Source organism: Amycolatopsis sp. NPDC031561 (assembly GCF_055580625.1).
In genome coordinates this window covers 88613-110196 of sequence record NZ_JBVILA010000013.1, presented here as the reverse complement: position 1 = coordinate 110196, position 21584 = coordinate 88613, and the positions used below count along the sequence as shown (strand labels likewise).

The 21584-nt window shown below is 68.3% G+C and carries 24 protein-coding genes and 1 pseudogene; 12 read left to right on the top strand and 13 right to left on the bottom strand.

The window, feature by feature from the left end; all coding sequences use genetic code 11:
- Positions 1-30: 30 nt before the first annotated feature.
- Complete coding sequence (locus ACZ5IK_RS24885; protein ID WP_465489854.1) at positions 31-2055, bottom strand: CocE/NonD family hydrolase; 2025 nt, start codon at positions 2053-2055, stop codon at positions 31-33.
- Between the two features lie 3 nt (positions 2056-2058).
- Positions 2059-3357, bottom strand: a complete 1299-nt coding sequence (locus ACZ5IK_RS24880) for an ATP-grasp domain-containing protein (protein ID WP_465489853.1) — start codon at positions 3355-3357, stop codon at positions 2059-2061.
- Between the two features lie 83 nt (positions 3358-3440).
- Between ACZ5IK_RS24880 and ACZ5IK_RS24875 the strand changes: the two genes are divergently transcribed.
- Genes ACZ5IK_RS24875 through ACZ5IK_RS24865 form a run of 3 tightly spaced genes read left to right on the top strand, consistent with a single transcriptional unit; the run spans position 3441 to position 7081 of the window.
- Positions 3441-4958 (top strand): FAD-dependent oxidoreductase, encoded by a 1518-nt coding sequence (locus tag ACZ5IK_RS24875; protein ID WP_465489852.1) that lies wholly within the window; start codon positions 3441-3443, stop codon positions 4956-4958.
- Positions 4955-6052 carry a carboxylate-amine ligase gene (locus ACZ5IK_RS24870; protein ID WP_465489851.1) on the top strand — a complete coding sequence of 366 codons (1098 nt, stop codon included), beginning with the start codon at positions 4955-4957 and terminating at the stop codon, positions 6050-6052. Before ACZ5IK_RS24875 ends, ACZ5IK_RS24870 begins: the two co-directional genes overlap by 4 nt.
- 18 nt (positions 6053-6070) lie before the next feature.
- Positions 6071-7081, top strand: coding sequence for an iron-containing redox enzyme family protein (locus ACZ5IK_RS24865; RefSeq protein WP_465489850.1), 1011 nt, complete (start codon positions 6071-6073; stop codon positions 7079-7081).
- Here the strand turns inward: ACZ5IK_RS24865 and ACZ5IK_RS24860 are convergent.
- Positions 7049-7255: a CDGSH iron-sulfur domain-containing protein gene (locus ACZ5IK_RS24860; RefSeq protein ID WP_465489849.1), complete on the bottom strand. Its 207-nt coding sequence runs from the start codon at positions 7253-7255 to the stop codon at positions 7049-7051. The two genes, ACZ5IK_RS24865 and ACZ5IK_RS24860, sit on opposite strands and share 33 nt — an antisense overlap.
- Before the next feature lie 167 nt (positions 7256-7422).
- On the opposite strand from ACZ5IK_RS24860, the gene ACZ5IK_RS24855 reads away from it, so the two are divergent.
- The gene (locus tag ACZ5IK_RS24855) at positions 7423-8559 is read left to right on the top strand and encodes a glycosyltransferase (RefSeq protein WP_465489848.1); all 1137 of its coding nucleotides are present in this window, start codon (positions 7423-7425) and stop codon (positions 8557-8559) included.
- Between the two features lie 9 nt (positions 8560-8568).
- On the opposite strand, the gene ACZ5IK_RS24850 is transcribed toward ACZ5IK_RS24855, so the two are convergent.
- Positions 8569-9429 (bottom strand): glycosyltransferase family protein, encoded by an 861-nt coding sequence (locus ACZ5IK_RS24850; protein ID WP_465489847.1) that lies wholly within the window; start codon positions 9427-9429, stop codon positions 8569-8571.
- Between the two features lie 88 nt (positions 9430-9517).
- Between ACZ5IK_RS24850 and ACZ5IK_RS24845 the strand changes: the two genes are divergently transcribed.
- Complete coding sequence (locus ACZ5IK_RS24845) at positions 9518-10129, top strand: flavodoxin family protein (protein WP_465489846.1); 612 nt, start codon at positions 9518-9520, stop codon at positions 10127-10129.
- Between the two features lie 81 nt (positions 10130-10210).
- Here the strand turns inward: ACZ5IK_RS24845 and ACZ5IK_RS24840 are convergent, their stop codons facing one another.
- From ACZ5IK_RS24840 to ACZ5IK_RS24815, 6 genes are all read right to left on the bottom strand, one after another.
- The gene (locus ACZ5IK_RS24840; protein ID WP_465489845.1) at positions 10211-10882 is read right to left on the bottom strand and encodes a phosphate signaling complex PhoU family protein; all 672 of its coding nucleotides are present in this window, start codon (positions 10880-10882) and stop codon (positions 10211-10213) included.
- On the bottom strand, positions 10879-11616 hold the full coding sequence (locus ACZ5IK_RS24835; RefSeq protein ID WP_465489844.1) for a metallophosphoesterase family protein: 738 nt from the start codon (positions 11614-11616) through the stop codon (positions 10879-10881). Before ACZ5IK_RS24835 ends, ACZ5IK_RS24840 begins: the two co-directional genes overlap by 4 nt.
- Positions 11613-12422, bottom strand: coding sequence for a nucleotidyltransferase family protein (locus ACZ5IK_RS24830; protein ID WP_465489843.1), 810 nt, complete (start codon positions 12420-12422; stop codon positions 11613-11615). Before ACZ5IK_RS24830 ends, ACZ5IK_RS24835 begins: the two co-directional genes overlap by 4 nt.
- Positions 12423-12544: 122 nt before the next feature.
- The gene (locus ACZ5IK_RS24825) at positions 12545-13609 is read right to left on the bottom strand and encodes an FUSC family protein (RefSeq protein ID WP_465489842.1); all 1065 of its coding nucleotides are present in this window, start codon (positions 13607-13609) and stop codon (positions 12545-12547) included.
- A gap of 52 nt (positions 13610-13661) precedes the next feature.
- A complete protein-coding gene (locus ACZ5IK_RS24820; RefSeq protein WP_465489841.1) occupies positions 13662-14516 on the bottom strand; it encodes an SDR family oxidoreductase in 855 nt (284 codons plus the stop codon).
- Between the two features lie 130 nt (positions 14517-14646).
- Positions 14647-16113: an NB-ARC domain-containing protein gene (locus ACZ5IK_RS24815; protein WP_465489840.1), complete on the bottom strand. Its 1467-nt coding sequence runs from the start codon at positions 16111-16113 to the stop codon at positions 14647-14649.
- A gap of 188 nt (positions 16114-16301) precedes the next feature.
- Between ACZ5IK_RS24815 and ACZ5IK_RS24810 the strand changes: the two genes are divergently transcribed.
- Together ACZ5IK_RS24810 and ACZ5IK_RS24805 are read left to right on the top strand one after the other, a co-directional pair.
- Positions 16302-16985, top strand: a complete 684-nt coding sequence (locus ACZ5IK_RS24810; protein ID WP_465489839.1) for a hypothetical protein — start codon at positions 16302-16304, stop codon at positions 16983-16985.
- A complete protein-coding gene (locus ACZ5IK_RS24805; RefSeq protein WP_465489940.1) occupies positions 16969-17319 on the top strand; it encodes an MmcQ/YjbR family DNA-binding protein in 351 nt (116 codons plus the stop codon). The genes ACZ5IK_RS24810 and ACZ5IK_RS24805 overlap by 17 nt, the downstream gene beginning before the upstream one ends.
- 76 nt (positions 17320-17395) lie before the next feature.
- Here ACZ5IK_RS24805 and ACZ5IK_RS24800 read toward each other — a convergent pair whose 3' ends face one another.
- Complete coding sequence (locus ACZ5IK_RS24800) at positions 17396-17881, bottom strand: winged helix-turn-helix transcriptional regulator (protein ID WP_465489838.1); 486 nt, start codon at positions 17879-17881, stop codon at positions 17396-17398.
- Between the two features lie 91 nt (positions 17882-17972).
- On the opposite strand from ACZ5IK_RS24800, the gene ACZ5IK_RS24795 reads away from it, so the two are divergent.
- Positions 17973-18521, top strand: coding sequence for a dihydrofolate reductase family protein (locus ACZ5IK_RS24795; protein WP_410662474.1), 549 nt, complete (start codon positions 17973-17975; stop codon positions 18519-18521).
- Here ACZ5IK_RS24795 and ACZ5IK_RS24790 read toward each other — a convergent pair.
- Both ACZ5IK_RS24790 and ACZ5IK_RS24785 read right to left on the bottom strand, forming a co-directional pair.
- Entirely contained in the window at positions 18518-18874 is a 357-nt protein-coding gene (locus tag ACZ5IK_RS24790) for a hypothetical protein (protein WP_465489837.1), read from the bottom strand. The two genes, ACZ5IK_RS24795 and ACZ5IK_RS24790, sit on opposite strands and share 4 nt — an antisense overlap.
- 144 nt (positions 18875-19018) lie before the next feature.
- Positions 19019-19426 carry a VOC family protein gene (locus tag ACZ5IK_RS24785; protein WP_101607012.1) on the bottom strand — a complete coding sequence of 136 codons (408 nt, stop codon included), beginning with the start codon at positions 19424-19426 and terminating at the stop codon, positions 19019-19021.
- 333 nt (positions 19427-19759) lie between these two features.
- Between ACZ5IK_RS24785 and ACZ5IK_RS24780 the strand changes: the two genes are divergently transcribed.
- The 4 genes and pseudogenes from ACZ5IK_RS24780 to ACZ5IK_RS24765 all read left to right on the top strand — a co-directional run bounded on the left by ACZ5IK_RS24780 (position 19760) and on the right by ACZ5IK_RS24765 (position 21584).
- Positions 19760-20239: a DUF2975 domain-containing protein gene (locus tag ACZ5IK_RS24780; protein ID WP_465489836.1), complete on the top strand. Its 480-nt coding sequence runs from the start codon at positions 19760-19762 to the stop codon at positions 20237-20239.
- Positions 20239-20451, top strand: coding sequence for a helix-turn-helix domain-containing protein (locus ACZ5IK_RS24775; RefSeq protein ID WP_101607010.1), 213 nt, complete (start codon positions 20239-20241; stop codon positions 20449-20451). The genes ACZ5IK_RS24780 and ACZ5IK_RS24775 overlap by 1 nt, the downstream gene beginning before the upstream one ends.
- A gap of 224 nt (positions 20452-20675) precedes the next feature.
- Positions 20676-20915: pseudogene (locus ACZ5IK_RS24770) on the top strand (helix-turn-helix domain-containing protein); the annotation flags it as partial.
- Between the two features lie 48 nt (positions 20916-20963).
- Entirely contained in the window at positions 20964-21584 is a 621-nt protein-coding gene (locus ACZ5IK_RS24765; protein ID WP_465489835.1) for a UdgX family uracil-DNA binding protein, read from the top strand.

Below are 21584 nucleotides of genomic sequence, written 5' to 3'. Positions count from 1 at the left end.
GCTGCCCTCCGGTTACCCGCTCGTCCGGCGTTAAACCTGATCGCGGGGGATCGTTTGGTGCCAGTTCCGGGAGAACGTCCTTCGCTCGCCTTCATAGCCGTCGAGCTGGGCGTCGATCACGAACTCCGTGCGGGTGCAGGAGACCCGCGTGCGAGTCTCGGACCTGGCCTCCCAGTCGCCGCGCGCGAAGGTCATCGACCACGCCGTTTCCGCCACCGGGGAACAGAAGTCGTCGGCCACCCACGAGTACCGCTCGAACACGTTCCTGGTGACGTCGAGATCGATGTCGTCGAACCGGACCTTGCCTTCGTTCTTCACGATCTCGAGCGCGGACCGGTAGTGGATCAGGTCACGGGAGACCGTCCAGCGCTGGTCACCGGGTTCGATCTGGGTCGCGGGCACCGGTTCCGCTCCTTCGGGTTCGCCGAACGGCCGCGCCGGGACCTCGTCCGCCTCCGCCATCGGGCGCACCGGCAGCGTGAGCGTGCTCTGTCCGGTGTGGACGGTCACCATCGCCGGTTCCGGCGGCGGCCAAGCCAGAGGCCAGTACGACGACGAGATCGACAGCCGGATCCGGTGCCCGGCGGGGAAAGCCTGCGCGACGGCGTTGAGCTCGACGCGGACCCGGTACGGCTTGCCCGGTTCCAGCGGCTCGGGAGCGTCGTGCCCGTCCCGGTGGGTCAGGTTCAGCAGGCCGTAGGTCACTCGCGTGGCCCGGCCGTCCGGGGCGACGTCGGACAGCCGGACGGCGACCTGCGCCACCGGCTTGTCCGCGGAGACGTCCAGCTCCACCACCGGCGAGCCGAGGATCTCGCAGGGCTCGGTGAGCTCGTCGGTGTCGAAGACGAGGGAGCCGCCATCCTCTTCTCGCTGGTCGTAGGGCAGGTCGGGCGGCGCGCTGTAGGACGCCCACTTTCCGGCGAACTGGCCGACCGACAGCGGCGACTCGACCGGCAGCGCCTCCACCGGGACCTCCTCGCCGGGGCGGGCGATCCGGTGCCGGGCGAGCCGGTGGGCGGAGGGGTGCACATGCGGCGAAGGCCAGGACGGCTCCCCCACCCAGCGGCCGGGACGGTCCTCGTACGAGGTCGACGGCGGCACGCTGTCCTGCATCCACGTCCGCAGCATCGGCCCGTCCATGACGCCGTTCTCGACGTCCTTCAGCCAGTGGTCCCACCAGCGCACCAGCTCCTGCAGATACCCGATGGCCGGGCCGGGCCGCCCCAGATGCGGGTACTTGTGCGACCACGGCCCGATCAGCCCGCGCCGCGGTACGTCGAGATTGGCCAGCAGGCGGGAAACGGCGTTCGAGTAGCCGTCCGCCCAACCGCTGGACGCGAGCACGGGCACTTGGACGTCGCTGTAGTTCTCGCAGACCGACGCGTGCCGCCAGTAGTCGTCACGACGCTGGTGTCCCAGCCATTCACCGACCCAGAGGCCGCAGTTCTCCAGCCGTTCGTGCCACAGTTCGCGCCATCGCTCCCCCGCCAGCGCGGGATCGGGCGGCAACGTGGCGTAGGCGAACATCGTGGAGGCTTCGGCGACGTTGTCCGAAAGCAGGCAGCCGCCCATGTAGTGCATGTCGTCGGCGTACCGGTCGTCGGTGAACGACGAGATCGCGATCGCGGTCAGGCTCGGCGGTTTGCGCGCGGCCACCTGCAGGGCGGCGAACCCGCCCCACGAGATGCCCATCATCCCGGTCCGTCCCGAGCACCACGGCTGCCCGGCGATCCAGTCCAGGACGTCTTCGGCGTCGAGTTGCTCCCGTTCGAGGTACTCGTCGGCGAGCACGCCCTCCGATTCCCCCGTGCCCCGGATGTCCACCCGCACACAGGCGTAACCGTGCCCCGCGAGATAGGGATGATGCACGGAGTCCCGCACCGAGGTCAGGTCGCGGTGCCGGTACGGGATGTACTCGAGGATCGCCGGAACCGGTTCACCGTCCGAGGCGACCGGCCGCCAGATCCGGGCCGACAGCCGGACGCCGTCGGAGACCGGGATCCAGACGTGGTCTTCCCCGGTGATCTCGTACGGTAGCGAAGCCACCGTCCGCATGGGCTATCCCTCCTCGAAGTCGAACCGCAGCGCTTCGGTGCACCTGCGGTACTTGTTTTCCATCTCCCGCTGGGTCTGCGCCGCGACGAAGATGTGCGCGAGTTCGTAGCTGTAGCTGTCCTGCGCGGGCAGTTCCGAGAGCCGGACCCCCTTCTCCGGCACCACTTCGATCTTCACGCCAGGGATCTCCGCCTCCAGCTCGGCGATCTCGCCCCGGGTGGGCACGCGGGTGACCAGCCCGTCACGGAAACGGCGGTGGTACCACTTGCCCGCGATCCGGTAGTCACCCCGGTTCCGCCGCGCGCCGGGATCCTGCCCGAGCCCCAGCTGGACCATGATCTGGTGGTTCGCCACCCCGTCGACGTACTCGAACAGCTCGGCGTGGGACTGCGAATGCCGCGGATTGATCTCCAGCAGACAGGCCTGCCCGGATTCCGGGTGGCAGAAGAACTCGATGCTGAACGTGGCGTTGTCGAAGCCGATCTGCTCCATCACGCGGACGGAGATCTCCTTCATCCGCTCGACGGCGTCCTCGGGCAGCTGTGACGGGTACTGATGCCTCAGGAAGCAGGTGGAATCGGGATAGTTGACCGAATCGAGGGTCCCGTACACGGTGACATGTCCTTTGTAGACATAGCCTTCGGTCGCGGCCTGCAGCCCGCTGAGTTCTCCCTCCGCGAGACACGCCGCTCCCCCGACGCCCGCCACTTCGGAGGGGAGCTCGATCGTGCCGAGAACGCGGTCGAAGGGCTTGCCGACCCTGTCGACACCCGCCCGGATCTCGGCGACGGCTTTGTCGAACTCGTCCTCGTCGGCGACATGGAAGGCAAGCTCCGACGAGAACGACTTCACCGGCTTGAGCCACATGGGGTAACCGACACCGTCGGGCGGCCGGGGATCTTCGTGATCGAGATCGACGATGCCGAACGACGGCACCTCGTCGATCACCTTCGCCTGTTCGAGCCTGCTCCAGTACTTGTGCTCGCATTTCAGCACCGCCTCGAGCGAAACTCCCGGCAGGCCGTACTTCTCGCACAGCATCGCCACCATCGTCGAAGACGGGAAGTCCCAATAGCTGACTATTGCGTCGATCGGCCCAGTGAACGCGTCCAAATGCGACACGGCCTTTTCCATCAACTCGACGATCGGGATCTCACCGTGCTGGAGTTCTTCGGGTGACAGCAAGGGATGGAAGCGAAACCGCGCGGCACCGGGAATCCGTCTCAGCACGTCCTCGTTGGCGTCGTCGAGACCGATGACGAAAATGTTCTTTTCCTCTGGGGACATGGAGGATGTGGTCATGGGCGAGTGCTACCCGTTCGCGTGATCCGGAAAACCCGGACCGCGCTGGTTTGCCCGCGTTGTCCACCGGGAAACCGGCCATCATGACGGAGTTGCCCGGAACGCGTTCACTGTGGCTCGACACCGCTCCCGCTCCCGATCGCACCGGTACGCCGCTGCCCTCGGAGGTCGATGTCGCCGTCCTCGGCGCCGGTATCGCCGGTCTCACCACGGCGTACCGCCTGGCGAAGGCGGGCCGTTCGGTGCTGGTCCTGGAGGCGGATCGCGTCGCGGCAGGCGTTTCCGGGCACACCACGGCGAAGATCAGCGCCCAGCACGGGCTGAAGTACGCCCTGCTGGCCAAGAGCAAGGGCACCGAAGCCGCCGCGATGTACGCCTACACGCAGACAGCCGCGTTGGGCTGGATCGAGGCCACCACAGCCGAACTCGGCATCGACTGCGGCTTCACCCGAGCCGAAAGCTTCGTCTACACGACCAAGCCCGAAACCGTGGAAAGCCTTGAGCGCGAGGCGGAAGCGGCGGCCGAGGCGGGACTTCCCGCGACCTACGTCACCTCCGTCGACCTGGACGTCGGGGCGCTCGGCGCGGTGAAGTTCGCTTCACAGGCACATTTCCACCCGCGCCGCTGGCTGCTCGGACTGGCCGAGGCGATCGAACGGGCGGGCGGCACGATCGTCGAGGGTGTCCGCGCGGAAGGGGTCGACGAACTCGGTGGTACCAAGGTGCGCACCAGCTCCGGCGACGTGCGGGCGGACGAGGTCGTGGTGGCGACCCACTACCCGGTCTTCGACCGCGGCCTGTACTTCGCCCGGCTCGACCCGGTTCGCGATCTGGTGGTCGCCGGACCGGTCGACGGAAACCGCCTGCCGGAAGGGATGTACCTCGACGCCGACACGCACCACTCCGTGCGGAGTTACCTCAACGACGGCGTCCCCTACGCGGTCGCGGGCGGCGAGCACTACCGCGTCGGCGACTCCGTCGACGTCGAGAGCCGCTACGAACGCCTGGCGGGCTGGGCGGGCGAACACGCCGCCGTGTACCGCGTCACCCACCGGTGGTCCGCCCATGATCTGTCCACTGTGGACTCGGTGCCGTACGTCGGGCGTTATCACCCGGCGAGCCGCCACCTCTGGGTCGCCACCGGCTTCGGACAGTGGGGCATGACGGGCGGGACCGCGGCCGGGCTGTTGCTGGCGGACCTGCTCACCGGGCGCGACAACCCTTCGGCGGGCCTGTACGACCCGAACCGCTACGACCTCCGTTCCGCGATCTCGACCGTGGAAAACAACATCACGGTGGCGAGGTTCCTGGTGGGCGACCACCTCAGCGCGTTGCGCGAGCCCGCGTCCCTCGACGAACTCGCGCCCGGCGAGGCCAAGGTGACCAGGTCCGGCGGCGAACTCGTCGCCGCCTACCGCGATCCGGGCGGCGACCTGCACGCCGTCGGCGCCCATTGCACCCACCTCGGCTGTCTGGTCGCTTTCAACAACGCGGAGCGGACCTGGGACTGCCCCTGCCACGGTTCACGGTTCGGCCTGGACGGGTCGGTGATCCAGGGCCCGGCCGTGCGGGCCCTGCCGGAGAAGCGGGGGCGGCGATGACCGGCATCGGCGTCGAAGAGGAGTTCCTGCTGGTCGACCCGAGAACCGGGGTGAGCTGCCCGCGCGCCGAGGCGGTCCTCGCCCGGCACCGGGTCTGCTGTCCGCTGCCGGACGGCGCGTCGGTGCACCGAGAACTCCGGCCGACACAGATCGAGGCGGTCACCGGCATCTGCGCCACCGCCGACGAACTGTACGAGCACCTGACCGCGGGCCGCCGGACGCTGGCCGAAGCGGCGGCCGGTGAGGACTGCGCCATCATCGCTTCCGGCACTCCACTGCACCCGTCGCCCGAACGGGACCTCGGCCTCGACGACCGATACGGCAAGATCGACGCTCTGTACGCCGGTGTGGTCGAGGCGTACGAGGCCTGCGGCTGCCACGTGCACGTCGACGTGCCCGACCGGGAAACCGCGGTCGCCGTCGTGAACCATCTGGCCGAATGGCTGCCCACGTTGCTGGCCTTGTCGGCGAATTCGCCGTTCGGCGGCGGCCGTGACACCGGGTACGAGAGCTGGCGGATGGTGGAGCAGAGCCGGTTTCCTGGCTCGGGTATCGCGCCGTACTTCACCGACGCCGCCGGGTACGAGGAACAGGTCGGAAAGCTGGTGGACTGCGGGATCCTGGTGGACGAGAACCAGACCTTCTGGCTCGCCAGGCCGTCGTCCCGCTGGCCGACGGTCGAGATCCGGGCGGCCGACACCGCCTCCACTGTGGACGAAGCCGTCCTGCAGGCCTTGCTGACCCGAGGGCTGGTGCGCACCGCGCTCACCGATCTCGACCACGGGGTGGAGGCCGTACCGCTGGATCCGCAGATCGCCGCCGCCGCGGTGTGGTCCGCCGCCCGGCATGGTCTTTCCGGCCCCGCGATCGACCCGGTGACGGAGAAGCCGGTGCCGGCGGGTGACAGGGTCGCCGCGTTGCTCGCGCACGTCGAACCGGCGCTGGAGGACACCGGCGACCTGGCGCTGGTGCGCACGCTTCTCGACCGTCTGGAACGGGAGGGCACCGGTGCCGACCGGCAGCGCCGGGCCGCCGCGGACGGGGACTTGGCGGTGTTGCGGATGCTGACCGAAGAAGCGGTTCCGCTCGCGTAGAGCGGGTACTCCGGGGGCATGACGACGATCGACCGTGAGGTGGCCGCGAGGCTGCCCGAGATCCGCGGCCCGCTCTCCGCCGCCGTAATGGACACCCTGGCAGGCGGTCACCGGGACGACTTCGACCACGACGCGGCGATCGGAGCCGATCCCTTCGGCGAAGATCTGCAGCTCGCGCTGCACGTCTGCTACGAGCTCCACTACCAGGGTTTCGACGGCGTCGACGCCGGCTGGGAGTGGGACCCGCGCCTGCTCGGCTTCCGGTCCGGTTTGGAGCACGCGTTCCTGGACGGCATCCGCGCCGCGGTACCCGGTGGGGACGACGTCGAAGGACTGCTCGACGAGATGCTGGTCGAGCCCGTCGACGGTGAAGGTGTTTCGCACTTCCTGCGTGACAAGGGCGAATGGTGGCATGTCGAGGAGTACTTCGCGCATCGGTCGATCTACCACCTCAAAGAGGCCGATCCCCACGCCTGGGTGATCCCGCGGCTGCGGGGCCGGGCCAAGGCAGCGCTGGTCGCCGTGGAGTTCGATGAGTTCGGTGGCGGGCGGGCCGATCAAGCGCATTCCCGCCTTTTCGCGGATCTGCTGACCGCGGCCGGCCTGTCCGAGGGCTACCTCGCCTACCTCGACCACGTCCCGGCCTGCACGCTCGCGACGGTGAACATGATGTCGCTGTTCGGGTTGCACCGGCGCCTGCGCGGTGCGCTCGTCGGGCATTTCGCCAGTACCGAGATCAGCACCGGCCCTGCCGCCCGGCGGATGGACGAGGCGCTGGGGCGGCTCGGCGCGGCCGGGGAATGCCGGTACTTCTACACCGAGCACATCGAGGCCGACGCGGTGCACGAACAGGTCCTCCGGCATGACGTCGTCGGGGACCTGCTGGCGCGGGAACCGGAACTGGCGGCGGACATCGCGCTGGGTATCCAGGCCACCGAACTGCTGGAGAACCGGCTGACCGAGCACCTGTTGGGTGCCTGGTCGGCCGGGGAGACGTCACTGCTGAGGCCGTTGCTCCCCTTGCCGTGAGCGGCGGCGGTGGCTGGTGTCGCAGAAGGGAAAGCTCTTGCTGCGACGGCAGGCGCACAGCGCGACGAGGAACCGGTCTGAGGTCACCGTCTCGCCGTCGGGCGTGGCGATCTCGACCGGGCCCTCCACCAGTATCGGGCCGCCGGATTCGATCCGGACCCGTCTCCTAGACATGGTTCACCATCGCGGTCATGCTCCGGGCTACCCCGATCAAGGGGCGCCAAACGTCCACAAAGGCCTGCCGCCGGGGCATGGTGTTTCGCGATGTCACCACGGGGTATCCGCCGTCCAGGGGGAACGGAGGCATACCCGATGATCGTCGTGACCTGCCACACCCGCCGATGAAGATCGCGATGGTCTCCGCGCAGGCCAGTCCGCTCGCCGTCCTCGGCGACGGCCCGGTCGGACGACGGCACGTCCACATCGCCGAACTGTCCGCCGCCCTGACCCGTGAAGGGCACGACGTCACCGTGTACACCCGCCGCGAGAGCCGCCGGACCCCGGCGACGTCCGAGACCCCGGACGGCTATCGCGTGGTCCAGGTGCTCGCGGGCCCCGCGAAAAAGCTCCAGGAAGACGATCTCCTTCCGCTGCTGGGAGATTTCACCCGCGTCCTGCACTCCCGATGGGCGAAGGACCGGCCGGACGTGGTGCACGCGCACTTCTGGTCGTCCGGGCTCGCCTCGCTTCTGGCGGCTAAAGACCTCGGTATCCCTGTGGTCCAGACCTTCCACACCCTCGGGACCGGAGACGAAGACCGGACCCGGGTCGAGCGCATGATCGCCAAACAGGCGGGCCAGGTGGTGGCGACCTCGTCCGACGAAGTCCTCTCCCTCACCCGGCTGGGCATGCCCCGGGTGCGGGCCTCGGTCGTCTCCGGTGGCGTCGACCCGGCGAAGTTCACCGTGGACGGCGAAACCGCGCGCCGTACCGCGCGGCACCGGATCGTGAGCGTCGGCGGCCCGGGGGCCGACGTCGTGATCACCGCTCTGGCGGCGCTGCCGGAGACGGAACTCGTCCTCGCCGGAAGTCTCACGGCCGAGGACGCGCGCCGGCTGCGCGAGATCGCCGAGCGTGCCGGGGTGGCGGACCGGATGCGGGCGGTGGGCTGGGTTCCGCGCGCGGATCTGCCCGCTCTCCTGCGTTCCGCCGACATCGTGGTCTGCGCGCCCCGCTCCGATCCGTCCGGTCTCGTACCGCTCGAAGCGATGGCGTGTGGGGTGAGCGTGGTGGCGGCATCGGTCGGCGTGCTCGCCGAAACCGTGATCGACGGCGTCACCGGTTCGCTGGTTTCGCCGGGCAATCCCAAGGAACTCGTCGGCGCACTGCGGCGGCTGCTCTCGGACGCGTCGTCGCGCGAGACCCTCGGCGTCGCCGCACGCGACCGGGTCCAGGCACGGTACTCGTGGGACCGCGTGGCGGTGGATTGCGCGCGAGCCTACGCGTCGGCGGTGCAGGAAGCGCCGACGCGCGTGTGAACCCGCGCGTTACCGGACCGGACCGGTCTTGAACGCCTTCACCATGTCCTGCATCAGCGCGTTGTCGGTCGGCAACGCCCGCAGCGCGGCCACCGCGCGACCCTGCACCGAAGAACACCAGCGCCACCACGAATCGAGGTTCTCCGTCTCTCCCGCCTCGTCGGCGGGGACGAGCGCCGGCCAGCCGAGCGCGTCGGCCTGCGCCGTCAGGGCGCCGCCACCGACGACGGGATCCACCGCCAGCACGGGGACACCCGCTCGCAGGCCCAGCACCAGCCCGTCGAGCCGGGTCGTCACCACGACGTCCAGATGCGACAGGATCGACGCGAACTGGTCCGGCGTCGCACAGCGTTCCCAGTCCGAAAACGCCAGCCCCGGTTCGAGCGGCACCCTCCCGCAATCGATCCCGGAGACCCACTTCGTCACGAACGACCGGACGGCGGTGTGCTCCCGCGCGAGGATCAGGCCCGCCACCAGCACCTCGTCGGTCGGGGAATCGATCGAGAGGTCGGGGGTGGCTATCCCGTGATGGTCACGGGCCAGCACCTGATCGAACCCGGTGACCGCGTCATCGCCGGGATCGGCCACCGAAACCCCGACGGCGATCCGGTGACAGTGCGCGAACCGCCGGTGCACCTCGCACACCTGCCTTCCCCGCACAGCGCCGGAGACGAACACGACATGGCTGTACCTCGCCGGGTCCACCTCCTCGTAGTCCAATCCCTCCAGCCGGTGGGACGGCCCCCAAGCGAGATCATGGGGCACCTCGGCCAGCGAAAGCGCGGCGTCGACCCGCCGCATTCCGAGGACGTCGACCGGAGTCGCCTCGCCGTGACGCAAACTCGCCCATCCGATCACCAAAGCACGCATACCCGAGGCGTACCCGGCTCTGCCCGGTTCACACGGGTTTTCCCGAATCCCTGTCCGGGTAGCCGGTCGGCATGGACAGGAGGACACGATGCCCCAGCCGCTGAAGGCTCTCGCCCTGGTGTGCTCTCTCAAACCGTCGCCCGCCGCTTCGAGCAGCGCGTTGATCGCCCAGCAGGTACTCGACAAAATGGCGGAACGCGGTGTCACCGGTGAACTGGTGCGGGTCGTCGACCACGACGTCAAGCCCGGGGTGGAGGCCGACATGGGAGACGGCGACGCCTGGCCCGAAATCCGCCGCAAGATCAACGCCGCGGACATCCTGCTGATCTCGACGCCGACCTGGGTCGGCCACATGTCCAGTGTGGCCCAGCGTGTCCTGGAGCGGCTCGACGCCGAACTGTCCGAGACGGACGACGAGGGCAGGCCCGCGATGTTCGCCAAGGTCGGGGTCACCGCCGTCGTCGGCAACGAAGACGGCGCCCACAAGATCACCGCGGACCTGTTCCAGGCCCTCAACGACACCGGGTTCACGGTGCCCGCCCAGGGCGGGACCTACTGGAACGGCGAGGCCATGAAGGGCGGCGACTACAACGACCTCGACGAGACTCCGGAAGCGGTCGAATCGACCAACTCGACCCTGGCACGCAACGCCGTCCATCTGGCCAACCTGCTGCGGGAGAACCAGTACCCCGCTTCGTGATCGCTGCGGGACCCGCTTCCCGGATGCTATGAAAGGCCCGTTACTTGCAAAATTTGCAAGTAACGGGCCTTTCATAGCACTTCAGAGACCGTCGGAGTTGTCCCGCACCGAGGATTCGGGCAGCTGTCCCGTGAGCGCGAAATCCACCCGCCGGGCCACGGAGACGACCTGATCGGCGAAGCGCTCGTAGAACCGCGCCAGCAGCGCCACCGAGATCGCGGGTGCGACACCGTCCGTCCATTCCGGACCGGTGACCAGTGTCATCAGCTCCTCGTACAACGCGTCGACACGTTGATCGGTCCTCGCCAAGGAGTGGAACACCTCGGCCGTCGGTCCTTCGATCCCCGTGCCGAGGTCCTCCGCCATCGAGCAAACCAGCCCGGCCATCTCACGGAAGCGTCCGAGAAGGGCCCCTGGCACGGCGAATTCCGGTTCCCGTGCGGCCTGGTCGGCGATGTGCTGGGCGAGGTCGCCCATCCGCTCGAGCCGGTCGGCGCAGTACACCGCCGCGAGCACGGTCCGCAGATCCCCCGCGACCGGCGCCTGCAGGGCGAGCAGCTTCTGCGCGGTCTCCTCGCATTCGGTCCGGGCCGCGTTCAGCTTCGTCTCCACCCCCGCCAGCAGGATGACGGCGGCGCCGTCCCGGTCGAGAAAGACGCGGTTGGCCAGACGCAGTTCCTCGCACGCCATGCCGCACATGCTCGACAGGAGGTCGCCGAGGACGCTCAGCTCGCCTTGGAATCGTTCTCTCATGTCAGTGCCTTCGCGGGTTCGAGGACGTACGTCGCATACGCGGCGCGGATCACCGGCTGGGCGACATTGCGTACCGGTACCCCGCCCGGGCTGACGCCCTGCTCGCTGCCGTAGTGCGCGTGCCCGTGTACCGCGAGCGCCACCTGGGCGTCGTCGATCGGCTCGCACAGCAGGTACGAACCGAGGAACGGGTGGATCTCCGGCGGTTCACCGTGCAGTGTCCCCGGGATCGGAGAGTAGTGCGTCAGCGCGACGGTCACGTCGGGTCCCTCTTGTTCGAGCCCGTCCAGCGCGGTGCGCAGCCGTTTGGCCGCCGCCATGGTGTGCTCGACGAAGTCCTTCATCTCACGTTCGCCGAACCGGCTCGCGCATTTGCCCGCGAACCCGCCGCCGAAGCCCTTCACCCCGGCGACGCCGAGCGTCCCGCCGTCCAGTTTCACCGTGGTGGCCGAACCTTCCAGGACGGTGATCCCGCTTTCCTCCAGCAGTCCGCTGACCGCTTCGGCCTGGTCGGAGTGGTAATCGTGGTTGCCGAGCACCGACACCACGGGGACGTCGAGCCCGGCGAACTCATCGGCTACCACCCGGGCCTCTTCGACGGTGCCGTGCCGGGTGAGGTCACCCGCGAGCAGCAGTACGTCGGCGTGTTCACCGATGTCGTCCAGCACCGGCCGCAGCAGGCCTCGGTTGTCCTCTCCGAGGTGGACGTCTCCGACCGCGGCGACCCGGATCACCGGATCTCCTCGGCGCGCGACGGTGCGCGGACGTCGGCCAGCCGGACGTCGTTGTGCACCAGTTCGGCCGCGATGTGTTCGCAGACGACGGCCTCGAGGTCGGCCTTGCGGTTGGCGCAGGCGACCTCGCCGCTGAGCCGGACCTGGTCGCCGCGCACGGTGACGTGCACGCCGAGCTCGGCGGTCCTCGGGTCTTCCGCCAGCGCCTTGGTCAACCTGGCGACCAGGTATTGGGGTGCTTCCGCGGGCATCGGGAGCTCCTTCCCGTCGATGATGGACAGTGCCGCGAGCAGGTTCAGGAACGACCACGCGTAGGGCGAGTCGGAGGTCTCCTCGGCCACGCGGTGCCAGTCGACCTGCTCGCGGAGGTCACGGGCGATCCGCAGCAGCGGCCCGAAATCGCAACGATGGGGACTGAGCACGAGAACCTTGTCGACGAGCAGATCCGTCCCGTTGAGCACGGGCGCGGCGGTCGCGCCGATCCGCATCAGCGAAGCGCGGTCGAGCATCTCGTCGGTGACCGGGCGGTGGTTGGGCCGGAAGATCAGGTCGACGAGGCAGTCTCCGTCGTAGACCTTGGTGAGCCAGTCCTCCGGCGGGTGCACCCGTCTCAGTCCCGCGAGCTCCAGTGCTTCCGCCGCTTCGGGAATGTCCTCGTGTTTGAGGAAGAGGTCGACGTCGTGGTCGGACGGCGGGCCGCCTCGCGCGTACACGGCGAGGCCGCCCGCGACGGCGAACCGGACCGACGTACCGTCCAAAGTGGTCACCACTCGGGTCAGCGTGTCCAGCAGTTCCTTTTCGTTCACGGTCTCTCCCCCGCCCCCGGGCCCGGGCTCAGCGCGCGCACGGCTGCCGTCCCGACGTTGCCGGTGAGCACGATCCGCTTTCCGCTTCCGGTCATGGATACGGTTACCCCCGTCGCCCCGGCTTAATCCGCGCCGAGCCGCTGGACCAGGCGCCGGGCGGGCAGCGCCATCGCCCCGAGTCCGATCGACGTCGCGACCTCGTCCGTGGGGGTGACGAGCAGATGGTCGATCTCTTCTACCAGCGTGCGGCATCGATCGAGCTTGTCCGGGTCACCCGAACGGGCCACTTCGGCGAGCGCTTCGAGCAGGTCGCCGACCACACCGCGCGCATACTCGCCGGGATGCCGGAACGGCTGTTCGCTCCGGGCGGCTTCACTCACCGCGTCGATCAGCTGGGCGAGCGGTGGCCACAGGGAGATGAGATTCGCCAGCGGCTCTTCACCGGTCTCCCGCCGTCTGCGGAGATTCAGGTACCGGCCCTCCTGGGTCCAGCCGATCGCCTCCTCCGCCTCCGCGGCCAGGCTGCGGACATCGCGCATCCGGTCGTGCAGGACATCGGTCGCCTCGGGCGGCTCGCCGCCGCGGACGAGTGCCGCGGTCTCCTCGAGGACGTCCGCGATCGCCGAGGCCAGCCGTTCCGTCGCCGCACGCAGGCCCTCCCCGTGCAGCGGCGGCAGTATCACCGCGTTCAGCACCGCCCCGATCGCCGCGCCCAGCGCGGTTTCGAGCAGCCTGTCGGCCAGCAGGACGGGTTCGGTCGCGTTGCCGTAGGAGATCAGCAGCATGCCGGTGATCCCGACCCATACCCCCGAGTCACCGAAACCACGCCATGAGCCGATCAGCAACCCGGTGAAGATGACCAGGCCGAGTGCCACCGTCACCGACGGGATGAACTGGCCGGCGCCCGCCGCGAGCAGCACCCCGACGCTGACCGCGCCGACCTGCTGAGCCCACCCGCGCAGGGAGCGGTAAACCGTGGCCTGCACCAGGAAAACTGCCGCGTACGGTGCCAGAAAGGGCTGCGGCAGTTCGAGAACCGAGGTCGCGACGATCCACGCGATCACCGCGGCGGCCGCGGCTTTCGTGGTCTGAATCGGACTTCGTCGTTCCTCACCCGGGACGCGGACGGCACGGCCTGCCCAGGCGAACGGCGACATCAACCGTCGCCGTGCCTCCGTCACCGCCATCGCACCTCCTCGAGTTTCTCGGATCGGGCCAGGACGGCTGTCACAACAGCGCTCAGCCAGGTGTCGTCTCCCCGCCGAGTGCCGCGATGACCTCGCCGCTGTAGTACGACGAGAGCCGGTTGGACGCCAAGAAGACGTACGAAGGCGCGAGGTCGTCGGGGTGGGCGGCCCGCTCGAACGGGACCTGAAGGCCGAACTTCTCGACCTTCTCGGGCGGGAACGTCGAGGGGATCAGCGGTGTCCAGACCGGACCCGGCGCGACGCAGTTGATCCGGACGCCGCGATCGGCCAGTGCCTGGGCCATCGCGTAGGTCCAAGCGTGGACGGCGCCCTTGGTCGCGGAGTAGTCGATGAGTGACTTGTTGCCGCGAAGGCCGTTCACCGAGCCGGTGTTGATGATCGCCGCGCCCTTTTTCAGATGCGGCAAGGCAGCGTCGGTCACCCGGAAGAAGCTGTGGATGTTCACGTCGAAGGTGTGCGTCCACTGCTCGTCGGTGAGCTCCTCCGGGGAGTCGACCGGCCACTGCGTGGCGACGTTGTTGACCAGGATGTCCAGCCCACCGAGTTCGTCCACGGTCCGGACGACGATCTCGCGGCACTGGGCTGCCTCGGCCAAGTCGCCCGGCAGGAGGAGACACTCGCGGCCCTCAGCCCGGACGCGCTCCTCGGTGTACTTCGCGTCCTCGTGCTCATTGAGGTAAGCGATCGCGACGTCGGCGCCTTCCTTCGCGAAGGCGATGGCAACCGCCCTGCCGATCCCGGAGTCGCCACCGGTGATGAGCGCGCGCTTGCCGCGCAGCAGGTCGCGACCCTCGTAGCCCTCCATGGAGTCACGAGGCGGCGGGTCCATCTTCGACGTCACGCCCGGCGGCTCCTGCTGCTGCGGCGGTCGTAACTTGTCAGCCATCGGGGCTCCTTCCGGTCGATGCTTTCCGCACCGACTACCCGGATGAACCTGATCCTGAACATGATCATCACCATGGCGTCGGATTCGAGCCGCGCGGTCCGCTGCCCGAAGCACCGCGCGGCTCGAACGATCACCCTTCGGACGAGCCGCCCGGCAGGGTGCGCACGGCCTCGTGGCGCAGCGATTCGAAGGCGTTCTTCCGCGCCCGGCGGCCCGCCATCGGCACGGCGGCGGCGAGCGGATCCGGTTCCCGTTGCCGCTCCGCGGCGAACGCGCTGACCAAGCGGGACACCGCGTACCGGCCGGCGACGTTGGCACGCTGGAGAAGTCCGGCGTCCACGACGGACTCGAGGAGCTCGTCGGCGGTCTCGATCATGATGCCCATCGCCGCGGCGATGCCGATCGACGTCGTCCAGCCCGCCCCGCTCTGCCCGAAGTGGTGGATGGCCTCGCGTCCGGCGGGTGACAGGTGTTCGTACGCGGAACTGAACCGGTCCCGGACGTTGACGTCACCGACGCTGAGGCTGTCCATGAGCCGTTCGCGATCGGCGAGCTGCCCCGCCGTGTACGCGATCGCCCATTCGGGGCGCGCGGCGATCTTGCGGCCGACGATGTTGACCGCCAGCGGAAGATCCCCGCACAGTTCGGCGATCGTGTCGGTGGCGTCTTGCTCCGCGCGCACCCGGCCCGGTCCGGCGATCCGGCCGATCAGCGCCAGTGATTCCCTACGCGAGAACGTATCCAGCTCGACACGGTTCGTGTCCTCCAGGCCGAGCAGCCGGGCTCGGCTGGTCACCACGACCTGGCTGTGCGGGGCCTGACCCAGCAACGGGCGCACCTGACCCTCGTCGCTCACACCGGCCAGGAGAACGAACAACCTGCGTTCCGCCAGCAAGGACCGGTACAGCCCGATCCGCTGCATCGGGTCGTCGGGCACGAGATGCGCCGGTACGCCGAGCGCGCGCAGGAAGCCGCGCACGATCCCGTTCGCCGACCGGCCGCCGGTTCCGCTGTTGCTCAGATCGGCGTAGAGCTGCCCGTCCGGGAAGTCCGCGGCCACCTCTTCGGCCAGCCGCAAGGCGAAAGCCGTTTTACCCACCCCGATCGGGCCACTCACCAGGAGTGGCACCTTGACCGGGCCGGTCGCCCCGATCATCTCGGCGGCGCCGGCCAAATCCCCTTCTCTGCCGACGAAAGTCCTCGACCCCATGGGAAGCTGGGCCGGACGGGCGAGGTGGATGACCCCGGATGCCAGCACATGTGCGCCATCCGCCGGAATCTCGGCGGGCGCGGGCGCGGCCGGGCGCTCCTCGCGTACCTCGACACCACCACCTGTTTGCCCGGCGACACTCCTCCAGCGTCGTTCCCACGCCGCACGATCTCCGCCGCACGCGGAGACGAACGCCATTGTCACCGCCAGGGTGGGCAGCCGGTGGCCGCTGGCCGCGCTGGACAGTACGGAGGGCGCGAACAGCGCCGTTCTGGCGAGTTCCCGGTAGCTGGGGTTTCCCGCTCGGTTACGTAACACCCGCAGATCATGAGCGAATGCGGCGATCGGACCAGTGGAGCCGTCCAACGGTCGCTCGGGTCTGCCCATGCCTTACTCCTCCCCGGGATGGGGTAACACGATCGCGCTGCGTGACCGCCATCCTTGTGGCCTTCTTGGCCACAACCCTAAAGGACCAATGAACCGCGCAGCAGATACAAATAGGTGACTCAATGTACAAAGTCCAATAGTTGGACGCGGAAATTCACCCCCTTGGTGGCACCGGATAGGGTTCGCCCATGTCTGGCCCCCTGCCCCCTCTCTCAGAACTCCGGCGGGCCGCCGAAGTGTTCAACGGCTTCGCGAATGCCGACACCTCATGGCTCCGGCTCATCAAAGAAACGCGGTCCGCGATCGACCTGTCACAGGCCGCACATCGCGCAATTCTTCTTCGCTGGCTGAACTCGTGGGGATGCCGCATCCGGTACCCACGAGAAGGCGAACCCGCCCCCTTCGACGCCGGGGTCCAGGCCTGGTGGGACACCTGGGGCGCCGCCCTGCCGACCGTCGACCTCGTCCACCTGACGGACGCGGGGGTCGACACGGCCGCGAAGGCGTACGCGGACCTCTCGGGCGTCGTCGTCTCGGCAGGACGGGCGAGGCGCACACTCGGCCCGACCGCCGCGGCCAAGGCCCTGTATGCGTTGCGGCCCAACACGATCATGCCGTGGGACGCCGCGATCGCGGCCGCCCGCCACGGCGACCGCGACGGTGCCGCGTTCGGCAGGCACCTGCGGCTCGGCCGCGAGTGGGCCGCCGCGGTGATCGCGGAGGCGGGAGACGGGATTCCCGCCCTTGTGGGCAGACCTGTGTCCCTGGCGAAGATCCTCGACGAATACCTTTACGTCGCCTTCACCACGGGCGCCAAGGGTGACTGGGGAACAGACAGTGGGGAGTGGTGGAAAAATGGTAACCGGGGATGACGTCAGGAGGATCGCTTCGGAGCTGCCCCGTGCCTATGAGGCACTGGTCCGCGACCGGGTGAAGTTCCGCGTGGGGCGAATCGTGTTCCTTTCGCTGTCACCTGACGAAACCGTGCTGGGATTCGGCTATCCCAAAGAAGAGCGGGAAGCGCTGGTGACAGGTGAGCCGGACAAGTTCATGTTGCCGAATCCGTCCGATATGCGCTATCGGTGGGTTCACGTCCGGCTGTCCGCGATCGATTACGAGGAGTTACGAGAGCTGATCGTCGACGCGTGGCGAATGTGCGTGCCGAAGAAGGTCTGGGCGGAATACCGGGAAAAGAACCCGCACTGAATACCCCACTGGCTTGAGCCGTTCAGCCCCATCGGCTGCCCTTTTCGGTCGCGTGAATCGCCGGAGCGAGAAGCCATCAGAGGGCGCCCCGATAGGCGGCGGCGAGACGCTCCAGCACACCCGGCCCATCCCGCTCCGGCGCCGGAGCGCCGAGATGGACGACCCGCAGTTCGGTCATGAACTCCGCCCATAGTTCCGGCCCGCCCGCGGCGAGCAGTTCGGCCCGCACCCTCAGGCGCTTCGTGGTCGGCCGATGGCTGAGCCCCCACGAACCGAGCTGGGCGAACACGGGTACCAGCTGGATCGACGCCTCGGTCAGGCTGTACGCGGCCCGCTTGCCGGGACCGGCGTCCTCACGGGTCAGCAGGCCCGCCTTGACCAGCCGCTTCAGCCTGTCGGCCAGGATGTTGGAGGCGATCCCCTCTTCGGATCCGGCGAGCAGTTCCCGGAAATAGCGCCGCGTGCCGAACATGATGTCCCGCAGCACGAGCAGGCTCCAGCTGTCGCCGAACGCCTCGATCGCGGCGTTGATCGGACAGCCCGAACGGGCGGGTTCCGCCATTCCTTCACCTCCGGACGAAGTGGTTGCAATCTACCATCACTCCGCCTACGGTGAAGCAACCGATTGCAAAACGCAAGCAGTAGGAGGCGGAATGCTCGAACCACAGACCGCGGGCGGGAAAGTGCTCTGGCACTTCACGATGTCGCTCGACGGCTTCGTCGCGGGACCGGGCCACGGCATGGACTGGATGGCGGGCATCACGTCCCGGCCGACCCTGATCGACGAGTACGCCACGACCACCGGCGCCGTCCTCGGCGGCCGCGACGGCTGGGACGCCTACCCCGACCCGAGCGGTATCTACGGCGGCGCCTGGAAGGGACCACTCTTCGTCCTCACCCACCATCCCGAGGACGCGACTCCCACGGAGGGCGTCACGTTCCTGAACTGCGGCCCGGCCGAAGCGGTCCGGATCGGGCTGGAGGCGGCGAACGGGAAGAACCTCGAAGTGTTCTCTCCGGATATCGGCCGTCAACTGCTGGAACTGCGGCTGATCGACGAGATCGACCTGCACATCGCGCCGGTCCTGCTCGGCGACGGCATCCGGCTGTACGACAATCCCGGCGGGACACCGATTCACTTGCGGGCACTCGGCCAAGAAGACCCGCGCGGCACCATCGATGTCCGGTGCGAGCCGGTCTAGTTCCGGTTCCCGTAGGACTGCTCGCAGGGATACCCGTCGCGATCGGCGTCCCAGCTCAGCGGACGGCCCGCGTTCACCCAGGCGTCGAACGCGTACGCATAGGAGAACCCGTCGGAGAGGAGGCGCTGACACGAGGTGAGACTCGGCGCCACGGGCACCCGCGTGACCGTCACCGGCGGCTCCACCACGACCACCGAAGTGGCGGGCGGTGCGACGGCGGCGGTGGTCGTGGACGGCGGCACGATCTCCCGCACCACGGTGACCGGTGGCGAGCCGGATCCCGCCGTCCCGCAACCACCCAGCACCGCGGCGGCACCCGCCGAAACCAGCAGTGCCGCGACCATTCTGTTCATATCCCTGCCTCCTGATGGAACCGCCGAATCCTCACAAGAGGTGATCGGCGATTTCACCGGCGGCATAACAGGTTTTGCGCGATCGGAGCCGCAAGTCCCCGGAAGTCGGGAGCTTCGGCACCGATCGCACCGGGCCGGAATGCCCTAGCCTTGAATGACGTTCACCATCCACGAGATGCCGAACTTGTCGGTGCAGGCACCGAATTCGTCACCCCACATCTGCTTTTCGAACGGGACCGAAACGGTGCCGTCTGCGGAGAGTTTCTCCCAGTATCCGCGCAATTCCTCCCCGTCATCACCACTGAGGCTGACCGACAGGTTGGTACCCGGCTTGTGCTCCATTCCCGGCGGCGTGTCCGACGCCATGATCGTGTAGCCGCCAGGGGAATCGAGCTGGCTGTGCATGATCTGGTCCTCCACGGGCGAACCCGCCATACCGGACTCGCCGAACGTGTTCAGCGTCAGTTCTCCGCCGAACACCGACTTGTAGAATTCCATCGCCTGCCGGGCATCGCCGGCGAAGCTGATGTAAGGGTTGAGACGGGAAGCCACTGGACACTCCTTCGGGTCGAGTCACGAGCATCCTGACAGACGGCACCGGGCGCGACAATGGCGGAACTACGGCCGGGTGAATTCCTTCACGCGACGAAAATTCAACCCCGTTCACCGAATGCGGTAAGCGATTTCCCCAATGCGCTCCGATAGCGGCCGCGGCTTTGTCGTGAAGGCCTCCTTGCCTACCGTGAGAGTAGGGAAGGAGGCCTTCACGGACAGCGGACTCCTGGACGGGGTGGTCATCACCGCCCGCTGGCTCACCACCGCCCGCCGACCGGCCCACGATAGCTACCGATTGACTTTCGATAGATAACGCGCGAAACTCGATCCATGCTGACAGCGCAGCGGGCGGTCGCGCCCCTCAGAGTGTTCCTCGTGGTGTTGTTCGGGATCCTGGTCCTCTTCCAGACCATGTCCCTGCCCGGCCAGTTCGCGTACATGGCCCGGCATGACCCGGACATGGCGTATCTGCGCTGGCCCGCGACGACCGTCTCCGTCTTCTGGGTGCTCTGCGTCCAGGTCGTGGTCGTCGCCACCTGGCAGCTGCTCACCCTGGTCAAGAAGGACCGGATCTTCACCGAAGCGTCCCTGAGGTGGGTGGACGCCATCGTGTGGGCGATCCTCGCCGGCTGGGTGGTGCTGGCGAGCGTGTTCCTCTACGTCGGCTTCAACGCCGGTGATCCGGCTCTGCCGCTGCTGTTGTTCCTGGCGTTGGTCGGCGTCGCCGTGCTGGGCCTCCTCATGATCGTGCTGCGCACGTTGCTGCGGCAGGCCACCACGCTGCGCTCCGATCTGGAACAGGTGATCTGATGCCGATCGTCGTCCGCATCGACGTCGAGCTGGCCAAGCGCAAGATGAGTGTCGGCGAGTTCGCCGAGCTCGTCGGGCTCACCCCGGCGAACGTGGCGGTGCTGAAGAACGGCCGCGCCAAGGCCGTCCGGTTCAGCACGCTGGAAGCGATGTGCCGGGTCCTCGAATGCCAGCCCGGCGACCTGCTCGAATGGGTGGACGAGGAGCCTTAGCCCACCGACGGCCCCATCCCCAGCGACTGTGGCGTACTGGCATCCGGTGACGGCTGCTGCAACCCGCCGTCCAGCGGCCCGAATTCGGTCATCAATGCCGCGCTCTGGCCAAGGGATGCACATGCGGCGCAGCCCGGCGGCACGCCTGTGCACAGTGGACGCATCGGGGCAGTGGACGCGGCGTGGGCCGACGACTTGCGTCACGAGTTCCGTACGCATCCTCGGTCGCGCAACGCCGCCGCTCGGGGACCATCGTCCCCGGCGACCTTCCCGCCGAGTTCCACGCCGAAACGCGATGTCCGGTCAACCGGTTCGAGGTGATCGAACGCGACGCGATCGTACGGGGTCTTGAGGACGCCGACGGCAACAAGATGCGCGCGGCCCAGCTTCTCGGCATCTCCCGGGCGACGATCTACCGGAAGATCCACGAGTACGGCATCGTCGCGCCGGCGCGGAGCTCTTGACCGCTCACGGCTCGGTTTGACCCGGCGGCGAGCCGGGAAAACGGGAGGATGGCGACCAGGGCACCGGGGGCGGATCCGCCCGGAACAATCGATCTGCGCAGGCTCCGCTCGGCGGCCTCCGGCTGTCGCGGATGCGAGCTTTACCGCGACGCGACCCAGACCGTCTTCGGTGAGGGTCCCCGCGGAGCGGAGTTCATGGTGGTCGGCGAACAGCCCGGCGACCAGGAGGATCGGGCCGGAACTCCGTTCGTCGGACCGGCCGGGAGGCTGCTCGACCGCGCACTCGGCGAAGCGGGCTTCGACCGCGGGAAGATCTACGTCACCAACGCGGTCAAACACTTCAAGTTCAAGCGCGACGAACGCGGCAAGCGGCGCATCCACAAGACGCCGTCGAAGACCGAGATGGTCGCGTGCCGCCCCTGGCTGCGCGCGGAGCTGGCGTCCGTCCGCCCGGACACGCTGATCTTTCTCGGCGCGACAGCGGCGAAGTCAATGCTGGGCGACGATTTCCGCATCACCCGCAGCCGCGGTGAGCGGATCGAGCTACCCGAGTTCGCCATCACGGCGATCGCCACGGTTCACCCGTCCGCAGTGCTGCGCGCACCTGACCGCGACGAGGCGTATCAGGCCTTCGTCGCGGACCTTGTGGTGGCGCGCGGAACCCGCTGA

What these genes read in the sequence shown, in the direction of transcription:
- ACZ5IK_RS24820 (WP_465489841.1), bottom strand. Translation starts at nt 14,516, where the DNA reads ATGGCTGACAAGTTACGACCGCCGCAGCAGCAGGAGCCGCCGGGCGTG.
- ACZ5IK_RS24815 (WP_465489840.1), bottom strand. Translation starts at nt 16,113, where the DNA reads ATGGGCAGACCCGAGCGACCGTTGGACGGCTCCACTGGTCCGATCGCC.
- ACZ5IK_RS24765 (WP_465489835.1), top strand. Translation starts at nt 20,964, where the DNA reads ATGGCGACCAGGGCACCGGGGGCGGATCCGCCCGGAACAATCGATCTG.
- ACZ5IK_RS24865 (WP_465489850.1), top strand. Translation starts at nt 6,071, where the DNA reads ATGACGACGATCGACCGTGAGGTGGCCGCGAGGCTGCCCGAGATCCGC.
- ACZ5IK_RS24775 (WP_101607010.1), top strand. Translation starts at nt 20,239, where the DNA reads ATGCCGATCGTCGTCCGCATCGACGTCGAGCTGGCCAAGCGCAAGATG.
- ACZ5IK_RS24780 (WP_465489836.1), top strand. Translation starts at nt 19,760, where the DNA reads ATGCTGACAGCGCAGCGGGCGGTCGCGCCCCTCAGAGTGTTCCTCGTG.
- ACZ5IK_RS24840 (WP_465489845.1), bottom strand. Translation starts at nt 10,882, where the DNA reads ATGAGAGAACGATTCCAAGGCGAGCTGAGCGTCCTCGGCGACCTCCTG.
- ACZ5IK_RS24855 (WP_465489848.1), top strand. Translation starts at nt 7,423, where the DNA reads ATGAAGATCGCGATGGTCTCCGCGCAGGCCAGTCCGCTCGCCGTCCTC.
- ACZ5IK_RS24885 (WP_465489854.1), bottom strand. Translation starts at nt 2,055, where the DNA reads ATGCGGACGGTGGCTTCGCTACCGTACGAGATCACCGGGGAAGACCAC.
- ACZ5IK_RS24880 (WP_465489853.1), bottom strand. Translation starts at nt 3,357, where the DNA reads ATGACCACATCCTCCATGTCCCCAGAGGAAAAGAACATTTTCGTCATC.
- ACZ5IK_RS24860 (WP_465489849.1), bottom strand. Translation starts at nt 7,255, where the DNA reads ATGTCTAGGAGACGGGTCCGGATCGAATCCGGCGGCCCGATACTGGTG.
- ACZ5IK_RS24805 (WP_465489940.1), top strand. Translation starts at nt 16,969, where the DNA reads ATGGTAACCGGGGATGACGTCAGGAGGATCGCTTCGGAGCTGCCCCGT.
- ACZ5IK_RS24850 (WP_465489847.1), bottom strand. Translation starts at nt 9,429, where the DNA reads ATGCGTGCTTTGGTGATCGGATGGGCGAGTTTGCGTCACGGCGAGGCG.
- ACZ5IK_RS24795 (WP_410662474.1), top strand. Translation starts at nt 17,973, where the DNA reads ATGCTCGAACCACAGACCGCGGGCGGGAAAGTGCTCTGGCACTTCACG.
- ACZ5IK_RS24870 (WP_465489851.1), top strand. Translation starts at nt 4,955, where the DNA reads ATGACCGGCATCGGCGTCGAAGAGGAGTTCCTGCTGGTCGACCCGAGA.
- ACZ5IK_RS24845 (WP_465489846.1), top strand. Translation starts at nt 9,518, where the DNA reads ATGCCCCAGCCGCTGAAGGCTCTCGCCCTGGTGTGCTCTCTCAAACCG.
- ACZ5IK_RS24825 (WP_465489842.1), bottom strand. Translation starts at nt 13,609, where the DNA reads ATGGCGGTGACGGAGGCACGGCGACGGTTGATGTCGCCGTTCGCCTGG.
- ACZ5IK_RS24790 (WP_465489837.1), bottom strand. Translation starts at nt 18,874, where the DNA reads ATGAACAGAATGGTCGCGGCACTGCTGGTTTCGGCGGGTGCCGCCGCG.
- ACZ5IK_RS24810 (WP_465489839.1), top strand. Translation starts at nt 16,302, where the DNA reads ATGTCTGGCCCCCTGCCCCCTCTCTCAGAACTCCGGCGGGCCGCCGAA.
- ACZ5IK_RS24800 (WP_465489838.1), bottom strand. Translation starts at nt 17,881, where the DNA reads ATGGCGGAACCCGCCCGTTCGGGCTGTCCGATCAACGCCGCGATCGAG.
- ACZ5IK_RS24875 (WP_465489852.1), top strand. Translation starts at nt 3,441, where the DNA reads ATGACGGAGTTGCCCGGAACGCGTTCACTGTGGCTCGACACCGCTCCC.